15 protein-coding genes and 2 tRNA genes are annotated in these 18,573 nt (G+C 67.9%); 3 read left to right on the top strand and 14 right to left on the bottom strand.

From position 1 onward, the window contains the following. Position 1 precedes the first annotated feature (1 nt). The 6 genes from mreC to OG246_RS16585 form a co-directional block, all read right to left on the bottom strand. Positions 2–946 carry a rod shape-determining protein MreC gene (mreC, locus tag OG246_RS16610; protein ID WP_266462294.1) on the bottom strand — a complete coding sequence of 315 codons (945 nt, stop codon included), beginning with the start codon at positions 944–946 and terminating at the stop codon, positions 2–4. Between the two features lie 157 nt (positions 947–1,103). Beyond that, positions 1,104–2,123 carry a rod shape-determining protein gene (locus tag OG246_RS16605; protein WP_266462291.1) on the bottom strand — a complete coding sequence of 340 codons (1,020 nt, stop codon included), beginning with the start codon at positions 2,121–2,123 and terminating at the stop codon, positions 1,104–1,106. 353 nt (positions 2,124–2,476) lie between these two features. Next, positions 2,477–2,890, bottom strand: a complete 414-nt coding sequence (gene ndk / locus OG246_RS16600; RefSeq protein WP_266462288.1) for a nucleoside-diphosphate kinase — start codon at positions 2,888–2,890, stop codon at positions 2,477–2,479. A 104-nt stretch (positions 2,891–2,994) separates the two neighbouring features. Continuing rightward, the gene (locus tag OG246_RS16595; protein ID WP_266462286.1) at positions 2,995–3,372 is read right to left on the bottom strand and encodes a DUF4233 domain-containing protein; all 378 of its coding nucleotides are present in this window, start codon (positions 3,370–3,372) and stop codon (positions 2,995–2,997) included. A 5-nt stretch (positions 3,373–3,377) separates the two neighbouring features. Continuing rightward, the gene (locus OG246_RS16590) at positions 3,378–4,907 is read right to left on the bottom strand and encodes a folylpolyglutamate synthase/dihydrofolate synthase family protein (protein WP_266462283.1); all 1,530 of its coding nucleotides are present in this window, start codon (positions 4,905–4,907) and stop codon (positions 3,378–3,380) included. A gap of 193 nt (positions 4,908–5,100) precedes the next feature. Continuing rightward, complete coding sequence (locus OG246_RS16585) at positions 5,101–7,725, bottom strand: valine--tRNA ligase (protein WP_266462279.1); 2,625 nt, start codon at positions 7,723–7,725, stop codon at positions 5,101–5,103. 136 nt (positions 7,726–7,861) lie between these two features. Between OG246_RS16585 and OG246_RS16580 the strand changes: the two genes are divergently transcribed. Continuing rightward, a complete protein-coding gene (locus tag OG246_RS16580) occupies positions 7,862–8,839 on the top strand; it encodes a hypothetical protein (protein ID WP_266462276.1) in 978 nt (325 codons plus the stop codon). Between the two features lie 67 nt (positions 8,840–8,906). Here the strand turns inward: OG246_RS16580 and clpX are convergent, their stop codons facing one another. From clpX to OG246_RS16555, 5 genes are all read right to left on the bottom strand, one after another. After that, positions 8,907–10,193 (bottom strand): ATP-dependent Clp protease ATP-binding subunit ClpX, encoded by a 1,287-nt coding sequence (gene clpX / locus OG246_RS16575; RefSeq protein ID WP_266462273.1) that lies wholly within the window; start codon positions 10,191–10,193, stop codon positions 8,907–8,909. A 160-nt stretch (positions 10,194–10,353) separates the two neighbouring features. Continuing rightward, positions 10,354–11,034 (bottom strand): ATP-dependent Clp protease proteolytic subunit, encoded by a 681-nt coding sequence (locus OG246_RS16570; RefSeq protein ID WP_266462270.1) that lies wholly within the window; start codon positions 11,032–11,034, stop codon positions 10,354–10,356. A 118-nt stretch (positions 11,035–11,152) separates the two neighbouring features. Beyond that, complete coding sequence (locus OG246_RS16565; protein ID WP_266464267.1) at positions 11,153–11,758, bottom strand: ATP-dependent Clp protease proteolytic subunit; 606 nt, start codon at positions 11,756–11,758, stop codon at positions 11,153–11,155. A gap of 439 nt (positions 11,759–12,197) precedes the next feature. Further along, positions 12,198–13,583, bottom strand: a complete 1,386-nt coding sequence (gene tig / locus OG246_RS16560) for a trigger factor (RefSeq protein ID WP_266462268.1) — start codon at positions 13,581–13,583, stop codon at positions 12,198–12,200. 209 nt (positions 13,584–13,792) lie between these two features. Continuing rightward, positions 13,793–13,869, bottom strand: a tRNA-Pro gene (locus tag OG246_RS16555). Positions 13,870–14,020: 151 nt separating this feature from the next. Between OG246_RS16555 and OG246_RS16550 the strand changes: the two genes are divergently transcribed. Next, a tRNA-Gly gene (locus OG246_RS16550) sits at positions 14,021–14,091 on the top strand. Positions 14,092–14,252: 161 nt separating this feature from the next. Here OG246_RS16550 and OG246_RS16545 read toward each other — a convergent pair. Then, a complete protein-coding gene (locus OG246_RS16545; RefSeq protein ID WP_266462266.1) occupies positions 14,253–14,447 on the bottom strand; it encodes a hypothetical protein in 195 nt (64 codons plus the stop codon). Positions 14,448–15,058: 611 nt separating this feature from the next. Here OG246_RS16545 and OG246_RS16540 point away from each other — a divergent pair. Continuing rightward, positions 15,059–16,264, top strand: a complete 1,206-nt coding sequence (locus OG246_RS16540; protein ID WP_266462263.1) for an acyltransferase family protein — start codon at positions 15,059–15,061, stop codon at positions 16,262–16,264. Positions 16,265–16,279: 15 nt separating this feature from the next. Here the strand turns inward: OG246_RS16540 and OG246_RS16535 are convergent, their stop codons facing one another. Beyond that, a complete protein-coding gene (locus OG246_RS16535; protein ID WP_266462260.1) occupies positions 16,280–16,732 on the bottom strand; it encodes an HD domain-containing protein in 453 nt (150 codons plus the stop codon). Positions 16,733–17,329: 597 nt separating this feature from the next. Further along, positions 17,330–18,514, bottom strand: coding sequence for a PP2C family protein-serine/threonine phosphatase (locus OG246_RS16530; RefSeq protein ID WP_266462257.1), 1,185 nt, complete (start codon positions 18,512–18,514; stop codon positions 17,330–17,332). Positions 18,515–18,573 lie beyond the last annotated feature (59 nt).

The raw sequence follows: 18,573 nt of genomic DNA, 5'->3' as shown, positions 1-18,573 counted from the left end.
CCTACTGCTCTTGCTGCTGGCCGTCGACGGGCACGAGCGCCGAGGGGGTGACCGTCACGGTCACCGTCGGCGTGGGCGTTGGCTTCGGTTTCGGCGGCAGCACGGCGTCGCGCGGGTCCTTGCTGGGGGCCTCGACGACTACGCCGACGATGTCGAGCTTCGTGAACGAGACGTACGGCTTGACGTAGATGGTGCGGGTCAGGTCGCCGCCGGAGGGGTCGACGCGGGAGACCACGCCGACCGGGACGCCGGGCACGAAGGGCTTGTCGGCCTGCGAGCCGAAGGTGACCAGACGGTCGCCGTTCTTGATCTTGGCCTTGCCGTTGAGGAGTTCGACGCGGAACGGCTGGTCGCCCTGCCCGGAGGCGAAGCCGAGCTCGTCGGTGGACTCCATGCGCGTGCCGACGGTGAAGTCGGGGTCGTTGGCGAGCAGCACGGTGGCGGTGTTGGGGCCGACGGTGGTGACGCGCCCGACGAGTCCGTCTCCGTTGAGGACGGTCATGTCGCGGGTGATGCCGTCGCTGGAGCCGACGTCGATCGTGACGGTCCAGGAGAAGCCCTGGGCCGCTCCTATCGCGATGACCTCGGCGCCCTTGATGCCGTACTGGCCGGCGCCCGCCGTCTTCAGCATCTTGTCCAGCTGGGTGAGCCGGCTGCTGTTGCGGTCGTCGCTGCCGAGCTTCACCTTCAGGGCCGCGTTGTCCTTCTCGAGCTGGGCGATGCGGTCGTGCCGCTCGCCCGAGTCGCGGACCGCCGCGATCGCGTTGCCGACGGGGTCGACCGCGGACGCCACCCCGTTCTCGATCGGGCCGAAGACCGTGGCGGCGGCCCCCCGGGCACCGTCGACCGGTGAATCCTCGCCACCGCGGATGTCCACCGTGATCAAAGCGAACGCGATGGCGATCAGCAGCACCAGGAGCAGCCGGCTCTCTCGTGTGTCCCTCACGTGCGGCGGCCGTGCCTTCCTTCGTGGGTCAACAGGGGCGCACCCCGAGCAGAAATGCCAAGGGTGTTGAGGATGTTATGGGGGAGCTTATGCCTGAATATCAACGATCCGCCGTACGAGAAGGGTGCATCTCGTACGGCGGAATCGAAGAGTTACCTCATCTGCGCGGCTGGGCGTCCAGAACCTGCTGCAGCGCCTCGAACTCCTCGACGCACTTACCGGCGCCGAGCGCAACGCTGTCCAGCGGGTCCTCCGCGATATGGATCGGCATGCCGGTCTCGCGGCGCAGCCGCTCGTCGAGACCGCGCAGCAGGGCTCCGCCGCCGGTCAGAACGATTCCGCGGTCCATGATGTCGCCGGACAGCTCCGGCGGGCACTTGTCGAGAGTCGTCTTCACGGCGTCGATGATCGAGTTGACCGGTTCCTCGATGGCCTTGCGCACTTCGGCCGCGGAGATGACGACGGTCTTGGGCAGCCCGGACACGAGGTCCCGGCCGCGGATTTCGGTGTGTTCGTCATTGTCGAGGTCGTACGCCGAACCGATCGTGATCTTGATCTGTTCGGCACTCCGCTCACCGAGAAGAAGTGAGTACTCCTTCTTGATGTGCTGGATGATCGAGCTGTCCAGCTCGTCGCCCGCGACGCGGATGGACTGGGCGGTGACGATGCCGCCGAGCGAGATGACCGCGACCTCCGTGGTGCCGCCGCCGATGTCCACCACCATGTTGCCCGTGGCCTCGTGGACCGGCAGGCCGGAACCGATGGCCGCGGCCATGGGCTCCTCGATGATGTGCACCTGGCGCGCCCCGGCCTGGGACGACGCCTCGATGACGGCACGGCGCTCGACGCCCGTGATGCCCGAGGGCACACAGACGACGACACGGGGGCGGGCGAGATAGCGCCGCTTGTGGATCTTCAGAATGAAGTAGCGGAGCATGCGCTCGGTGATCTCGAAGTCGGCGATCACACCGTCCCGCAGCGGACGCACGGCAACGATGTTGCCAGGGGTCCGCCCGATCATCTTCTTCGCTTCCGCGCCGACCGCGAGAATTCCACCGGTGTTGGTGTTGATCGCGACGACGGACGGCTCGTTGAGTACGATCCCGCGACCCCTGACGTACACCAGCGTGTTGGCGGTCCCGAGGTCGACAGCCATGTCACGGCCGATGAACGACATTGAGTTCCCCATCAGGATTCGTCTGGCCTTCCCAAGTGGAGCTTTGACGGCTTTTTAGGACGGCGAGGTGGGTGCAGTGACGTGAAGGCTTCCATCGTAGACGCGCCTGCACGAACACTGCGCGAGGGTCTTCGCCATTGTCAGCAGATGAGACGCCGCCCCGCTCCTGGAGACGGGCCATCGGGGGTACGCGTTCCCCCGATCGGCACGCATATGCCACGGGACGGCCGGAAATCCACGGCCGCCCCAGGTCAGACACCCGAGTGGGGCTGACGCCCCCTCAGAAAGTTTCTCGAAATACTTACGGCCCGGTGCCTGCGGTTCGGTGCTCGGCCCGCTTCGGACCCGGCGGTTCAGCCGCGGCCGGGGAAGAAGATCTTCAGCTCACGCTCGGCGGACTCCTCGGAGTCGGAGGCGTGGATCAGGTTCTCGCGGACGATCACACCGAAGTCGCCACGGATGGAGCCGGGGGCGGCGGCGATCGGGTCGGTGGGCCCGGCGAGCGCGCGCACGCCCTCGATGACCCGGTCGCCCTCGACGACGAGCGCCACGACAGGACCCGACGCCATGAACTCCACCAGCGGCTCGTAGAAGGGCTTGCCCTTGTGCTCGCCGTAGTGCTGCTCCAGCGTGTCCTGGTCCAGCGTCCGCAGCTCCAGCGCGGTGATCTGCCAGCCCGCCTTGCGCTCGATACGGCTGATGATCTCGCCGGTCAGGCCGCGACGGACGGTGTCGGGCTTGAGAAGGACGAGGGTGCGCTGGCTCACTTGATGGCTCCTTCGATCACATGGTGTGCGGGGAACCGAGGCTACAGGGCGTGTCTGGGTGGGTGTTACGCAGCGTCAGGTGGTACGGAGGTACGCGGCCGCCACTACCCCGCGTTGCCCTCCGCCGGAGCCTGCCCCGCGCCCTGTGCCTGCGCCTGGGCCGCGAACCTGGCCTTGGCCTCGTCGATCTTCCGCCCGTAGTGGATGGACGCCCACCACAGGGCCCCGAAGGCCAGTCCCAGGATGAACATCGTCGGCACGATGAAACCACTGGCGACCAGCGCGATCTGCAGGGCCCAGCCGAGCTGGACGCCCCCGGGCCGCGTGATCATCCCGCAGAGCAGGACGCTCAGCGCCATCAGGATCCCGCAGACCGTCAACACCGTGGAGGTCGCCAGATCGGGATCCTTCATCGCGACCAGACCGGCGAACCCGATGACGAAGAACTCGCCGATCAGCGTCGAAGCACAGAGCGTACGCACAGTGTTCAGCCCCTCCCCAGCAGCAGTCGGGCCTCGCCGACGGTGATGACGGACCCGGTGACCAGCACACCGCTGCCGGCGTACTCGCCCTCTTCCTCGGCCAGCGTGATCGCGGCCTCCAGCGCGTCATCGAGCCGCGGCTCCACCTGCACCCGGTCGTCACCGAAGATCTCGACGGCGACACCGGCCAGCTCGTCCGTGTCCATCGCGCGATCACTGGAGTTCTGCGTGACCACGACCTCGGCGAAGATCGGCTCGAAGGCCTCGAGAACCCCTCGTACGTCCTTCTCCCCGCTCGCGCCCACCACACCGATCAGCCGGCTGAAGTCGAACGCCTCGCTGACGGCCTCGGCGGTCGCACGGGCACCGGCCGGATTGTGCGCGGCGTCCAGGACGACGGTCGGCGAGCGGCGTACGACCTCCATGCGGCCCGGTGCGGTGACCGAGGCGAAGGCCTTGCGGACGTTGTCGATGTCGAGGCGCTGGGTGTGCGCGGCGCCGACTCCGAAGAACGCCTCGACCGCGGCGAGCGCCACGGCGGCGTTGTGCGCCTGGTAGGCGCCGTGCAACGGCAGGAAGACCTCCTCGTACTCCCCGCCGAGCCCGCGCAACGTGACCAGCTGCCCGCCGACGGCGACCTGCCGCGCGACCACCCCGAACTCCAACCCTTCCCGGGCCACCGTCGCGTCCACCTCGACGGCCTTCTTCAACAGCACCTGCGCCGCGTCCACCGGCTGCTGCGCCAGGATGACGGTCGCGCCCTGCTTGACGATGCCGGCCTTCTCGGTGGCGATCTCACCGGGCGTTTCACCGAGCCGGTCGGTGTGATCGAGGTCGATGGGGGTCACCACGGCGACGTCCCCGTCGATGACGTTGGTGGCGTCCCAGCTGCCGCCCATGCCGACCTCGACGACGGCGACGTCCACCGGTGTGTCGGCGAACGCCGCGTACGCCATGCCGGTCAGCACCTCGAAGAACGACAGCCGGTACTCCTGCTGACCGTCGACCATCTCGATGTAGGGCTTGATGTCGTTGTACGTCTCGATGAACCGCTCGGCGGGGATCGGCGCCCCGTCGAGGCTGATCCGCTCGGTGATCGACTGCACGTGCGGGCTGGTGTACCTGCCGGTGCGCAGGTCGAAGGCGCCGAGCAGGGCCTCGACCATGCGGGCCGTGGACGTCTTGCCGTTCGTGCCCGTGATGTGGATCGACGGGTACGCCCGCTGCGGCTCGCCCAGCACGTCCATCAGCGCGGCGATGCGGCTGACGGACGGCTCCAGCTTCGTCTCGCCCCAGCGGGTCGCGAGCTCGGCCTCCACCTCGCGCAACGCCTTGTCGATCTCGGGGTCGGCAGGCCGGCCGGGCACGTCGGCCTCCGGCGCGCCACCGCCCTGCGTACGCAGGGTTCGGCTGCCGGCCTCGATCACCGCGAGATCGGGATCCCGGCCGGTCTCGGCTTCGACGATCTCGTCGAAGAGCCCAAACGGATCCTGCGGCTCTGACTCACTGCTGTCGTGCGGGGGAAGCTGGCTCACGGGGTCAGTCTACGGAGGGGTTTTCGCCCCCGCCGCCCCTACCCATTCCCGTCCCCTGGGGGCTGCCGCCCCCAGACCCCCGCCAAAGATTTTTAGCCCCTCCGGCGTTTGAGGAGCGGGGTCTGGGGCGGAGCCCCAGGAACAAGGGACGGGTAGGGGCGGAGGGGGCGAAAAAACCACCCCCCGCCCCCGGTCACGCCTCCGGCAGCCGCTCCAGTTGCTCCTTGATCCGGGCGATGTCCTCGTCCGCCTTGGCGAGCCGCGTGCGGATCTTCTCGACCACCTGGTCCGGCGCCTTCGCGAGAAACGCCTCGTTGCCGAGCTTCCCGTTCGCCTGGGCCTTCTCCTTCTCGGCAGCGGCAAGATCCTTGGCGAGCCGCTTACGCTCCGCGCCGACGTCGATCGTGCCGGAGAGGTCGAGCGCGACGGTGGCACCGCCGACCGGCAGGGTCGCCGTGGCCGAGAAGCTGTCGCCCTCGGGCTGGAGACGCAGCAGCTGCCGGATCGCCGCCTCGTGCGGAGCCAACGCGGTCCCGTCGAGGCTCAGCCGCGCCGGCACCCGCTGACCGGGCTGCAGCCCCTGGTCGGCACGGAAGCGCCGCACCTCGGTGATGACCTCCTGAAGCGTCTCGATCTCCCGCTCGGCGGCGGTGTCACGGAACCCACTGTCCTTCGGCCACTCGGCGACGACGACGGACTCACCACCGGTGAGGGTGGTCCAGAGCGTCTCCGTCACGAACGGAACGACCGGGTGGAGGAGACGAAGCGTCACGTCCAGGACCTCACCGAGGACCCGGCCGGACACCTTCGCCGGCTCGCCGCCCGCCATGAACGTCGTCTTCGACAGCTCGACGTACCAGTCGAACACCTCGTCCCACGCGAAGTGGTAGAGCGCGTCGGACAGCTTCGCGAACTGGAAGTCGTCGTAGAGCGCGTCGACTTCGGCGACGGTCTTGTTCAGCCGGGACAGGATCCAGCGGTCGGTCGCCGACAGCTTCGACGCCTCCGGCAGCGGCCCCTCGACCGTCGCACCGTTCATCAGCGCGAAGCGCGTGGCGTTCCAGATCTTGTTGGCGAAGTTCCGGGACGCCTGGACCCAGTCCTCACCGATCGGCACGTCGGTGCCGGGGTTGGCGCCGCGGGCGAGGGTGAAACGGACGGCATCGGAGCCGTACTTGTCCATCCAGTCCAGCGGGTCGACCACGTTGCCGAAGGACTTCGACATCTTCTTGCCGCGCTCGTCGCGGACCAGGCCGGTGAGGGCGATGGTCTTGAAGGGGACCTCGCCGTCCATCGCGTACAGGCCGAACATCATCATCCGGGCGACCCAGAAGAAGATGATGTCGTGGCCGGTGAGCAGGACGTCCGTCGAGTAGAACTTCTGCAGGTCCGGGGTCTGTTCGGGCCAGCCGAGCGTGGAGAACGGCCACAGCCCTGACGAGAACCAGGTGTCGAGAACGTCGGTGTCCTGGGTCCAGCCCTCGCCGCTCGGCGGCTCCTCGTCGGGGCCGACGCAGACGACCTCGCCGTCGGGGCCGTACCAGACGGGGATCCGGTGGCCCCACCACAACTGCCGTGAGATGCACCAGTCGTGCATGTTGTCGACCCAGTCGAAGTAGCGCTTCGACATGTCGGCGGGGTGGATCGCGACGCGGCCGTCCCGGACGGCGTCGCCGGCGGCCTGGGCCAGCGGGCCGACCTTGACCCACCACTGCATGGACAGGCGCGGCTCGACGGTCGTACGGCAGCGCGAGCAGTGGCCCACGGAGTGGACGTACGGACGCTTCTCGGCGACGATCCGGCCCTGCGAGCGCAGCGCGCCGACGATGGCGGAGCGGGCCTCGAAGCGGTCGAGTCCCTGGAAGGGGCCGTGGACGGTGATGACCGCCCGCTCGTCCATGACCGTGATCGACTCCAGGCCGTGGCGCTGGCCGATCGCGAAGTCATTGGGGTCGTGGGCGGGGGTGACCTTGACGGCGCCGGTGCCGAACTCGGGGTCGACGTGCGTATCCGCGACGACGGGGATGGTCCGGTCGGTCAGCGGCAGCTTGATCCGCTTGCCGACGAGGTGCTTGTAGCGCTCGTCGTCGGGGTGGACGGCGACGGCGGTGTCACCGAGCATCGTCTCGGCGCGGGTGGTCGCGACCACGAGGGTCTCGTCGCCCTCCCCGTACTTGATCGAGACGAGCTCGCCGTCGTCCTCCTGGTACTCGACCTCGATGTCGGAGATGGCGGTCAGACATCGGGGGCACCAGTTGATGATCCGCTCGGCGCGGTAGATCAACTCGTCGTCGTAGAGCTTCTTGAAGATGGTCTGGACGGCCTGCGAAAGACCCTCGTCCATGGTGAACCGCTCGCGCGACCAGTCCACGCCGTCCCCGAGCCGGCGCATCTGCCCGAGGATCTTGCCGCCGTACTCTTCCTTCCACTGCCAGACGCGCTCGACGAACGCCTCACGCCCGAGGTCCTGCCGCGACTTGCCCTCTTCGGCGAGCTGCTGCTCGACCTTGTTCTGCGTCGCGATACCCGCGTGGTCCATCCCCGGCAGCCACAGCGCCTCGAAGCCCTGCATGCGCTTACGACGCGTCAGCGCGTCCATGAGGGTGTGCTGGAAGGCGTGCCCCAGGTGCAGCGACCCGGTGACGTTCGGCGGCGGGATGACGATGGTGTACGCGGGCTTGTCGCTCTTCGCGTCGGCGGCGAAGTAACCCCGCTCGACCCAGCGCTCGTACAGCTTCCCCTCTACCTCGGCCGGCGCGTACTGGGTCGGCAGTTCGGAGGTGGGCGCTGGAGGCTGCTGCTGAGCGTTGTCGGTCACGGAGTCAGTTTAGAGGCGTCACGGGGGTGTCCCGAAACGCGTTTACTTCGTAACGGTGCGGCCCCCGAGGACGTGCGTCCCTGACCTGTACGCCAGGATGTCAGGAACACATAAGCTTCTGGAGGGGAACCCAGTAATGAGCTACAACCAGCCGGGCCCGTACGGCGGGCAGCCCCAGCAGCCCGGACCGTACGGTCAGCCGGGCCCCTACGGCCAGCAGCCCCAGCAGCCGCAGGCCGCCCCCCAGCCCGGCTATGGGTACCCGCAGCAGGCTCCCCCCGCTCAGCCCGGCTACGGCTACCCCCAGCAGGGTGCCCCGGGCGGCCCGCCGCAGACGCCGCCGTACGGCCAGGCTCCCTACGGCCAGCAGCCCCCGTACGGCCAGCAGCCCTACGGCGTTCCGCAGCCGCCTCCGCCCGGCGGTGGCAAGAAGAAGACGGCCCTCATCATCGGCGCCGTGGCGGTCGTCGCCGCGATCGCGGTGGGGGCGTACCTGGTCCTCGGCAGCACCGGCAGCAGCTCGGACGTGGCGGACGACGGCCCGCACAAGCTGACCACGCCCGCGAAGGTGCTCAGCGACGAGTACACGAAGGGCAGCAGCTCGGACAGCTCCGGCGGCTTCGACGAGAAGGACCTCAAGACCGCCGAGGACGCCGGCGTCACGGACGCCAAGGACGTGGATGCCGCGTACACGGCGGGGGACGACAGCAACCCGCTGGCGCAGAAGATGCTCCAGTTCATGGGCGTCTACGGCACCGTCGAGGACCCGGAGAAGGCCGTCGACGCCATGTTCGCCGACATGAAGAAGAGCGCGGGCGAGGACGACAGCGAGGGCGAGGTCGTAGGCAGCCCGAAGACCTTCACGCCCGCGGGTCTCGACGGCGCGATCCTCAAGTGCCAGGAGACCAAGTTCACGAACACCGAGGCCGGGTCCACCGATGAGTCCGGCCCCTCGGAGTTCAGCATGCCGGTGTGCATCTGGGGCGACAACAGCACCCTCGGCGTCACCATCTCGATGGACATGGCCAGCATCATGGCGGGCAAGGGCGCCGACCTCGACGCCGCCGCCGAGACAACCGCCAAGTTCCGTAAGGAAGTTCGGGTCAAGATCTGACCCCGCGCGTCAACGACGAAGGGGCCCCGGTCGGTTGACCGGGGCCCCTTCGTCGTAAGAGATCTGCCTACGCCGTCTTCTGCTCGCCCGGGCCGCGGCCCCGCGAGTCCCGCGGGATCAGTGTCGGGTTCACGTTCGAGTGGACGACGTCCGCGGTGATGACGACGCGGGCCACGTCCTTGCGGGACGGGACCTCGTACATCACGGACATGAGGACTTCCTCCATGATGGCGCGCAGGCCGCGGGCGCCGGTCTTGCGGAGGATGGCCTGGTCGGCGATGGCTTCGAGGGCCTCGCTCTCGAAGTCCAGCTCCACGCCGTCGAGTTCGAAGAGGCGCTGGTACTGCTTCACCAGTGCGTTGCGGGGCTCGACGAGGATCTGGAGGAGGGCCTCGCGGTCCAGGTTGTGGACCGAGGTGATGACGGGGAGGCGACCGATGAACTCGGGGATCATGCCGAACTTGACCAGGTCCTCGGGCATGACGTCCTCGAACTGGTCCTTGGCCTCGATCTCCCGCTTCGAGCGGATCGTCGCGCCGAAGCCGATGCCCTTGGCGCCGGCCCGCGACTCGATGAGCTTCTCCAGGCCCGCGAAGGCGCCGCCCACGATGAACAGGACGTTCGTCGTGTCGATCTGGATGAACTCCTGGTGCGGGTGCTTGCGTCCGCCCTGCGGCGGGACCGAGGCCGTGGTGCCTTCGAGGATCTTCAGCAGGGCCTGCTGGACGCCCTCGCCGGACACGTCGCGGGTGATCGAGGGGTTCTCGCTCTTCCGCGCGACCTTGTCGATCTCGTCGATGTAGATGATGCCGGTCTCGGCCTTCTTGACGTCGTAGTCCGCTGCCTGGATGAGCTTCAGCAGGATGTTCTCGACGTCCTCGCCGACGTACCCGGCCTCCGTCAGCGCCGTCGCGTCCGCGATGGCGAACGGAACGTTCAGCATGCGGGCCAGGGTCTGCGCGAGAAGGGTCTTGCCGGAACCCGTCGGGCCGAGGAGCAGAATGTTGGACTTCGCCAACTCGATGGCGTCCTCGCGGTTCTGACCCGTGCTGTTCTCACCGGCCTGGACGCGCTTGTAGTGGTTGTACACCGCGACCGAGAGCGCCTTCTTGGCCGGCTCCTGGCCTACGACGTACCCCTCGAGGAACTCGTAGATCTCGCGAGGCTTGGGAAGTTCCTCCCAGCGCACCTCGCTCGTCTCCGCGAGTTCTTCCTCGATGATCTCGTTGCAGAGATCGATGCACTCGTCGCAGATGTACACACCAGGGCCTGCGATGAGCTTCTTGACCTGCTTCTGGCTCTTGCCACAGAACGAGCACTTGAGCAGATCGCCGCCGTCACCGATGCGTGCCACGGTGTGCTTCCCCTTCGCCTGGGAGACGCCTAGGTCCAGCGGCTCCTGGTGCTGCCTTATGTCCGACGGTACCTTGCCTAGCCCCCCGTTCGGGCCCCCCTTGGCGCGGTTCACTTTGTCGTGAACCGCGTCAAGGAGCGGCAGATGCTACAGGGATACGTCAGACGACCGCGTTGTTGTTCATCTTCCGGGTGGAGATGATCTGGTCGATCAAGCCGTACGCCAGCGCGTCCTCAGCGGTGAGGATCTTGTCGCGCTCGATGTCCTCGCGGATCTTCTCGATCGGCGTGGTCGAGTGCTTGGCCAGCATGTCTTCCAGCTGCGCACGCATCCGGAGGATCTCGTTCGCAGCGATTTCGAGGTCCGAGACCTGGCCGCGGCCGGTCTCGCTGTAGGGCTGGTGGATCAGCACACGGGCGTTCGGAAGTGCCATGCGCTTGCCCGGCGTACCGGCGGCCAGCAGGATCGCGGCGGCCGAGGCAGCCTGGCCCATGCAGACCGTCTGAACGTCCGGCTTCACGAACTGCATCGTGTCGTAAATCGCCGTGAGCGCCGTGAATGAGCCACCGGGGCTGTTGATGTAGACCGAAATATCGCGGTCGGGGTCCATCGACTCCAGGCACAGCAGCTGCGCCATGACGTCGTTGGCGGAGGCGTCGTCGATCTGCACGCCGAGGAAGATCACGCGCTCCTCGAACAGCTTCGCGTACGGGTCGTACTCACGCACGCCCTGCGAGGTGCGCTCGACGAAGCGCGGGATGACGTAGCGGGACTCCGCGCGAGGACCGGTGTACTCGGCCTGCGTGCGGGCGAAGAGGCCGCTGCCGGGGTAGTCGTTCACTGTGTCTCCTGAAGAGCCTGGAAAGGGCTGAGGCGGTCGACTGGGGGCGCTGAAGGCCCTGCGCCGCCCCGTGGGGGCGATGGAGAGGCCCGCGCCGCCCTGGGGAGCGCTGAGGGGCTTACGCCGCCCCGGTGCCGCCGCCGCCCGGCATAGCGGCAGCGGTGGGCATGATGTCGTCGATGAGGCCGTACGCCTTGGCCTCGACCGGGTCGAACCAGCGGTCCCGGTCCGAGTCGCGGGTGATCTGCTCCACGGTCTGGCCGGTGTGGAAGGAGGTCAGCTCCGCCATCCGCTTCTTGGTGTGCAGCAGCCGCTCGGCGTGGATCTTGATGTCCGACGCGGAGCCGGCGAGGCCGGCCGAGGGCTGGTGGATCAGGATCTCGGCGTTCGGCAGCGCGAAGCGCTTGCCGGGGGTGCCGGCGCTGAGCAGGAACTGGCCCATCGAGGCCGCCATGCCCATGGCGATCGTCACCACGTCGTTCTTGATGTACTGCATGGTGTCGTAGATCGCCATACCGGCAGTGATCGAGCCGCCGGGGCTGTTGATGTAGAGGAAGATGTCCTTCTCCGGGTCGGAGGCAAGGAGCAGCAACTGCGCGGTGATCTTGTTGGCGATGTCGTCGTCGACCGCCTGGCCGAGGAAGATGATCCGCTCGCCGAGCAGCCGGTTGTAGACCTGGTCGCCGAGGCCACCACCGATAGGGTCGCCGGCAGCTGTGGGCATCAGATTCGTCACGTATCCACCTGCTCGTCTTACGACGGCGCCGGGCCGTCTCACGTCTTCGGCTGGGGCGTGGGACCCCGGTGCTCTACCGCCACGGGAGCGGCTGCACACCGCCTCTGGGCGGCTTCGGGGACTCCCCTGCCCTCGTCTTCATGGACCCTAACGCGCGGGTCCCTCCGGGGAATCCCGGAGAAGGAACTGTTCGCTGTGAGCGCATGCGTTGCACTGGCTTGAACGGGGGCTCAGTGGACCCCGGCAGGGGCGCGGGGAACTGCGCGCTCAGCCCTCTACGAGCCGCAGACGCGTCTGCCACGGGCGGTCCATAGGCGGGTGCGGCCTGTCGTGGGTTGCTCGCGCAGTTCCTCGCGCCCCTGAAAAGCGACGGGCCCCCGGGGGCAAGAAGTCCCCGGAGGCCCGTCGTGGCGTACTAGTGGGGCGGTCAGGCCTCGGTGGTTTCCTCGGCGGAGCCGTCCGTGGCCTCGGCGGCGACCTCGGTCGCCGTCTCGGTCTCGTCCTCGTCGTCGAGGTCCACGACCTCGCCGTTGGTGTCCTTGACGACGGCGGCCTCGACGACGACCGCGAGGGCCTTGCCGCGGGCGACCTCGCCGACCAGCATCGGGACCTGGCCGCCTTCGACGACGGCCTGGGCGAACTGGTCGGGGGACATGCCGGAGGAGGCGGCGCGCCGCATGAGGTGCTCGGTGAGCTCCTCCTGGTTGACGTTCAGCTTCTCCTTGTTGACGAGCTCGTCCAGGACGAACTGCGTCTTGATGCCCTTGACCGCGGCTTCCTCGGTCTCGGCGTCGAACTCCTCGGCCGTCTTGCCCTGGATCTCGAGGTACTTCTCGAGATCGAGGCCCATCTGGCCGAGCTGGTGGTGCTCGAGGTTGTGCTTACGGGTGTTGATCTCGTCCGCGAGCAGCTTCTCGGGGACCGGGACCTCGACCAGCTCGAGCAGCTTCTCCAGGACGCGCTCCTGGGCCTGCGTGGCCTGGTCGTACTGCTTCATGTTCTCGAGGCGCTTGCGGCTGTCGGCCTTGAGCTCGTCGAGGGTGTCGAACTCGGACGCGAGCTGCGCGAAGTCGTCGTCCAGCTCGGGCAGTTCGCGCGCGGCGACCTGGGTGACCTTGACGGCGACCTCGGCCTCCTTGCCGGTTGCCGAGCCGCCCTTGAGCTCAGAGGTGAAGGTGGTCTCGCCACCGGCCTCCAGGCCCTTCACGGCCTCGTCGATGCCGTCGAGCAGCTCGCCGGAACCGATCGTGTACGAGACGTCGGAGGCGATGCCGTCCTCCAGCACCTCTCCGTCGACCTTGGCCTCCAGGTCGAGGGTGACGACGTCGCCGTCCTGGGCGGCGCGCTCGACCGGGGAGGTCGAGGCGAAGCGCTCGCGCAGCTCGGTGACGGCCTTCTCGACGTCCTCGTCGCTGACCTCGACGGCGTCGACCTCGACCTCGATGCCGGAGTAGTCCGGGATCTCGATGGTCGGGCGGACATCGACCTCCGCGGTGAAGTTCAGCGTCTCGCCGTCCTTCAGCTCGGTGATGTCGACCTCGGGCTGGCCGAGGACGTTCAGCTCAGCCTCGTTGACCGCTTCGGTGTAGAACTTCGGGAGCGCGTCGTTGACGGCTTCCTCCAGCACGGCGCCGCGACCGAACCGCTGGTCGATGACGCGCGCCGGGATCTTGCCCTTCCGGAACCCCTTCACCGTGACCTGCTGGTTGATCTTCTTGTACGCCGCGTCGAGGCTGTCCTTGAGCTCCTCGAAGGGCACCTCAATGCTGAGCCGAACCCGAGTCGGGTTCAGGGTCTCCACGGCGCTCTTCACGGTTCGGTCTCCTTGTGGCTGACTTCTTGGGGGTTCTGCTGCGTGCGTCTGACGACTTCTGCTGAGTCGACCGGAGCACTGAGGCGGATTCGCGGCCCTTGAGAGACGTAACAGTGCAGACATACGGGCGCGCAGCTTGCATAGTAACCGCAGGCGGTACACGGCCCAAAAGGCGATCTTGACATCGTCCGGCCGATGGTCCGGCACGGTGGTCGGGGTGGCGGGATTTGAACCCACGGCCTTCCGCTCCCAAAGCGGACGCGCTACCAAGCTGCGCCACACCCCGTCGGTGCGACACGTAGGGTACATGCCCCCAGGGGGCACGGCTGCCGCATTTCAGGAGCGTGCACGGGGCACGTAACGGGGTGTGCGACGAAGGGGTGCGACCCGCTACGATGCTTTCTGTGCCGCGGTCACTGACCTGCGGTGCGTCCTGTGCGGGCGTAGCTCAATGGTAGAGCCCTAGTCTTCCAAACTAGCTACGCGGGTTCGATTCCCGTCGCCCGCTCTTCGTAGTCGCTTGGGGCCCGGTTCCACGGAACCGGGCCCCAAGTGCGTTCACGGGCGTCGCCCCCGCATGACATCCGGGCCCTATGGCATGCAGGCATGGTGGAGTCCCCGCGGCCCGGCTCTCGTCGCGGGGCGCTCTCGCCGGGCGCGGCCGTCCGCTCAGAACTGGATCGAGTTGATGGTCTCCGCCACCGAGTTGAGGAACCGTTGTATGTCGTCCGCCATGCCTGTGGACGCGAGGAAGAAGCCGAAGAGCACGGCTACCGCCGCCGGCCCTCCCTTGATCGATCCACCCCGTATCAACACCACCAGGACGATCCCCAACAGCAGCACCACTGACAGCGAAATGGCCACAACTGATCACACCCTACGGTCGGTCCGCTCTCCCGGCCCGGGGATGCAGCCCCACACCCCCGCCAGAACCATCGTGCCACCAACCCGGCTTCGTCATGCCGCGGGTGACACATCGTCGGCCACGGACTCCCGGCCTCCGCACCGCCGTTACACCTCCGTCCAAGTGAACAGCGGTGCTGTGCACCGTAATTCGAAGGTGTGTCCTCATAGGAAATTCAGAGCGACCGTTTCCATACCCACACATCCTGTTCGCAGGTAATTCGAATTGTTGCCACGGGCACATCACAGACTCCCTGAGCGGGCCACAAAAACCGCACGAACCGGACATGCCGCCAGAGTCACCCGCGGGCCTTATGCACCATTTAGTCGGGATGAATAAGGACAGAACGACCGCACGTGGTAAGCAAATCGATATAAGGAGTCACTTGCGAACCAGACCGCAAGCCCTCCTCATTCCTGGGTACTCGCAGGCAATAAGCAGGAATGACGTCGACGGTTTTACGGGAACACATAGACAACGCTAGGGTGCCTCAGATGTTCCACGCCGCCACGTCCCCCGTATGCGCAGCGAGGTCACGCATCATCTCCCCGAGTTTCTCCTCGGAGCGACTGTGACGAACTCGCTACGTCCGCAAGGCCATCGCGGAGCCGCACTCCCCCTGGCGCAGCAGCCGGCGCGGGGAGTGCCGAGTCCCCGCTCGTCCCCGACGCCGAAGGCCGCCACCTCCCTGACGCCGAAGGCGGCCACCGGTGCGGCCGCCCCGGGCACCAAGCCCGCGAAACAGCGCGACGCGTTCTTCGACAACGCCAAGTACCTGGCGATCGTGCTCGTGGCCATGGGTCACGCGTGGGAGCCGCTGAAGGGCCAGAGCCGCGTCCTCGAAGCGGCTTACACCGTCGTGTACGCCTTCCACATGCCGGCCTTCATCCTCATCTCCGGCTACTTCTCGCGCAGTTTCGACATGCGTGCGGACCGCCTCAAGCGACTGGTGACCGGCGTCGCCGTGCCGTACGTCGTCTTCGAGGTGGCGTACTCCCTCTTCAGCCGCTGGGCCGACGACAATCCGGGACAGTCGATCAGCGTGCTCGACCCCCTGTACCTCACCTGGTTCCTGGCCGCGCTCTTCGTCTGGCGGCTGACGACTCCGCTGTGGAAGCTGGTCCGGTGGCCGCTTCCGCTCGCCCTCGTCATCGCCATGCTCGCGAGCGTCTCACCGGACATCGGTGACGATCTGGACCTCCAGCGCGTACTGCAGTTCCTGCCGTTCTTCGTCCTGGGCCTGTTCATGAAGCCCGAGCACTTCCAGCTGGTGCGCCGGCGTGAGATCCGGATCCTGTCGGTACCGGTCTTCGCCACCGCGCTGATGGTGGGCTACTGGGCGGTGCCGCGGATGAACACGGGCTGGTTCTACCACCGCGACAGCGCGCAGCAACTGGGTGCGCCGTGGTGGACGGGGCCCGTCATGACGCTCGCTCTCTTCGGCTGCTCGCTGCTGCTCACCGCGTGCTTCCTCTCGTGGGTGCCGCGTCGCAAGCTCTGGGTCACGGTGCTCGGTGCGGGCACGCTGTACGGCTATCTGCTGCACGGCTTCCTGGTCAAGGGCGGCGAGTACTGGGGCTGGTTCGACCACGCGTGGCTGCACAAGCCGCTCGGTGAGGTCTTTGTGACCCTCGTCGCGGCTGCGGGCGTCACTCTGCTGTGCACGCCGCCCGTCCAGCGGGTCTTCCGCTTCGCGATGGAGCCCAGGATGGAGTGGGCCTTCAAACGGGACGCGACGGAGCTCGCCCGTGAACGGGCCGGGACCGCCAAGTCGTAGCTCTCCTGGCCGCGTTCAGGGAGCGAGGCCCAGCAGGGCGCGCATCGAGGCGTACTTCTTCGTCAGCCGGGCTCTGGTGTGTTCGTCGAGGACCGCGAGCCTCGCCGGGTCGGCGTTGTGCGCCAGGTCCGAGGCCTTCACCAGGAGGGCGCCCGGGGTCGTGCGGATACGTTTCGCGTACGACTCCGGGGGCTCGCCCTCGCGCTTGGTGAGCGCCAGCACGATGGCCTTCGTGCGGTTCGTCAGGGCGGCGTCGGTCAGCCACTCCTCCGACAGCGCCTCGTCCTCGACCGCGTCGTGCAGCCAGGCCGCCGCTATCTGTTCGTCGTCGCCGCCGCGGTCGCGGACGCCCTCCGCCACCGCGTGGAGGTGCTCGGTGTACGGCCGCCCCGCCTTGTCGGTCTGGGCGGCGTGCGCCTCACGGGCGAGGGCCTCGACTTCGGCCAAGGTCAGAAGAGTTCGCGTCACCCGACCAGTGTCACCCCACGCGCCGCACCGCGGACCCCGGACGGTCGCCCCGCCCCACCCAGTTTTTCTCGCCCCCTCCGCCCCTACCCGTCCCTTGCTCCTGGGGGCTCCGCCCCCAGACCCCCGCATCGGCCTGAACGGCCTCGTCCTCAAACGCCGGACAGGCTGAAAGATCTCCCCGGCCGAGGCTGAAGAGCGCAGCCCCCCGGGAAGAGTGGAGCCCTCTCGGGTGGGCGGGGGATCTGGACGGCACCAGCTTGTCCTCTCACGCCAGACAGTCGGGCTGAGTGATCTGCGGCCCGGGCGGAAGATTTCAGCGCCGGCCGGGGAGATATTCAGCCCCTCCGGCGTTTGAGGAGCGGGGTCTGGGGCGCAGCCCCAGGAACAAGGGACGGGTAGGGGCGGCGGGGGCGAAAAACCAACCCCCCACAGCGGACGCCTCGCAGCCGCCCACCGGCGGGAGGGGGCGTGCCGGTACGTCCAAAGCCCGTCGCGTACGTTCGCGTCACCGGACGTTTTCCTGCTCGGCCGACGTCTGATCCGGCGGCGACGGGCGGACGTACCGGCACGCCCCCGACCCACCCACCCGGCATCAGCTCAGACCACCGCCGCAGCCGCAGCCGCCCCGCCCTCCCGGCAGATCAGCAGCAGCGCCCTGTCGTCGTTCACATCCTTGGCCACCGCCTCGATGAGGTGCCAGGCGGCACCGTGGAAGCCGCCGGCGACGTAGCGGTCGGCTTCGCCGGTGAGGCGGTCGATGCCTTCCACGATGTCTCGTTCGGAGGTTTCGACGAGACCGTCGGTGAAGAGCATGAGGACGTCACCGGGGCGCAGGGAACCCTTGACGGGGTCGAACTGGGCACCGTCGTACACCCCGAGGAGCGGGCCTTCCGCAGCCTTCTCCTCCCAGCGCCCACTGCCCGCGCTGAGCTGGAGCCCAGGCGGGTGCCCGGCGGAGAAGAGCTCATAGTCGCCCGAGTCGAGGTCGAGGACCAGATGGATCGACGTGGCGAACCCCTCGTCCCAGTCCTGGCGAAGGAGATAGCCGTTCGCGGCGGTGAGGAACGCGTGCGGGGGAAGCGACCCCAGGAGGCCACCGAACGCCCCCGACAACAGCAGCGCACGCGACCCCGCGTCCATACCCTTGCCCGAGACGTCCGTAAGGACGACCTCCAGAGTCCGGCCACCGTTCGTCCGCGCCGCCACCACGAAGTCGCCCGAGAACGACTGCCCGCCGGCCGGCCGCAGCGCCATCTCCCGGTGCCAGCCCAACGGCAGCTGCGGCAGCTTGCTCTGCACCCGGATGCGTTCGCGCAGATCGAAGAGCATGGTGCCGCCGCGTCGCCACGGCACCCCGACCCGGCTCCTGAACTGCGCGATCAGCAGTCCGAAGAAGCCACAGGCCGCGACGACGAGAACCACACCCGGCGTGACCCGGGACGGACCCTCCGTGTACGGGCCGAGCTCCACGGACTCCACTATCAGCGCGGTGGCGGCCGCGGCGTACAGGCCCAGCAGGCTGGCGGGACGCAGCAGCAGGCCGCCCGCCACGATCGGGAGGACCAGGGCGGCCGGTGAGCACCAGACCGAGTTGGCCAGCGTGGTGGCCGCGATGAGCGGGATCGTCAGCAGCAGACCGGCCAGCGCGATCCAGTCGGACCCGTCGCCGCGGAAGTAGTCGACGGCGGATCTGCGCAGGCCGGTGCGGGCCCGGTGCGCCTGCTTCTTCAACCGGGCCGTGAACGTATCGGCCTCCGCGCGCCGCTCTCGTCCTGCTGCCATTAGTTCGGGACCCTATCCATCGGACCAGGTGCTTGGCACGGGAGGTCCCACTTGTCCCC

The sequence above is a fragment of the Streptomyces sp. NBC_00620 genome (genome assembly GCF_026341825.1).
Classification (GTDB): domain Bacteria; phylum Actinomycetota; class Actinomycetes; order Streptomycetales; family Streptomycetaceae; genus Streptomyces.
Note: the sequence above shows the minus strand (reverse complement) of the source record. Positions and strands in the feature narration are given on the sequence as shown.

Coding starts and splice junctions, on each gene's coding strand:
- OG246_RS16605 (WP_266462291.1), bottom strand. CDS start 2,123: ATGTCGTTCATCGGCCGTGACATGGCTGTCGACCTCGGGACCGCCAAC.
- OG246_RS16580 (WP_266462276.1), top strand. CDS start 7,862: ATGAGCTACAACCAGCCGGGCCCGTACGGCGGGCAGCCCCAGCAGCCC.
- OG246_RS16565 (WP_266464267.1), bottom strand. CDS start 11,758: ATGCCCACAGCTGCCGGCGACCCTATCGGTGGTGGCCTCGGCGACCAG.
- OG246_RS16530 (WP_266462257.1), bottom strand. CDS start 18,514: ATGGCAGCAGGACGAGAGCGGCGCGCGGAGGCCGATACGTTCACGGCC.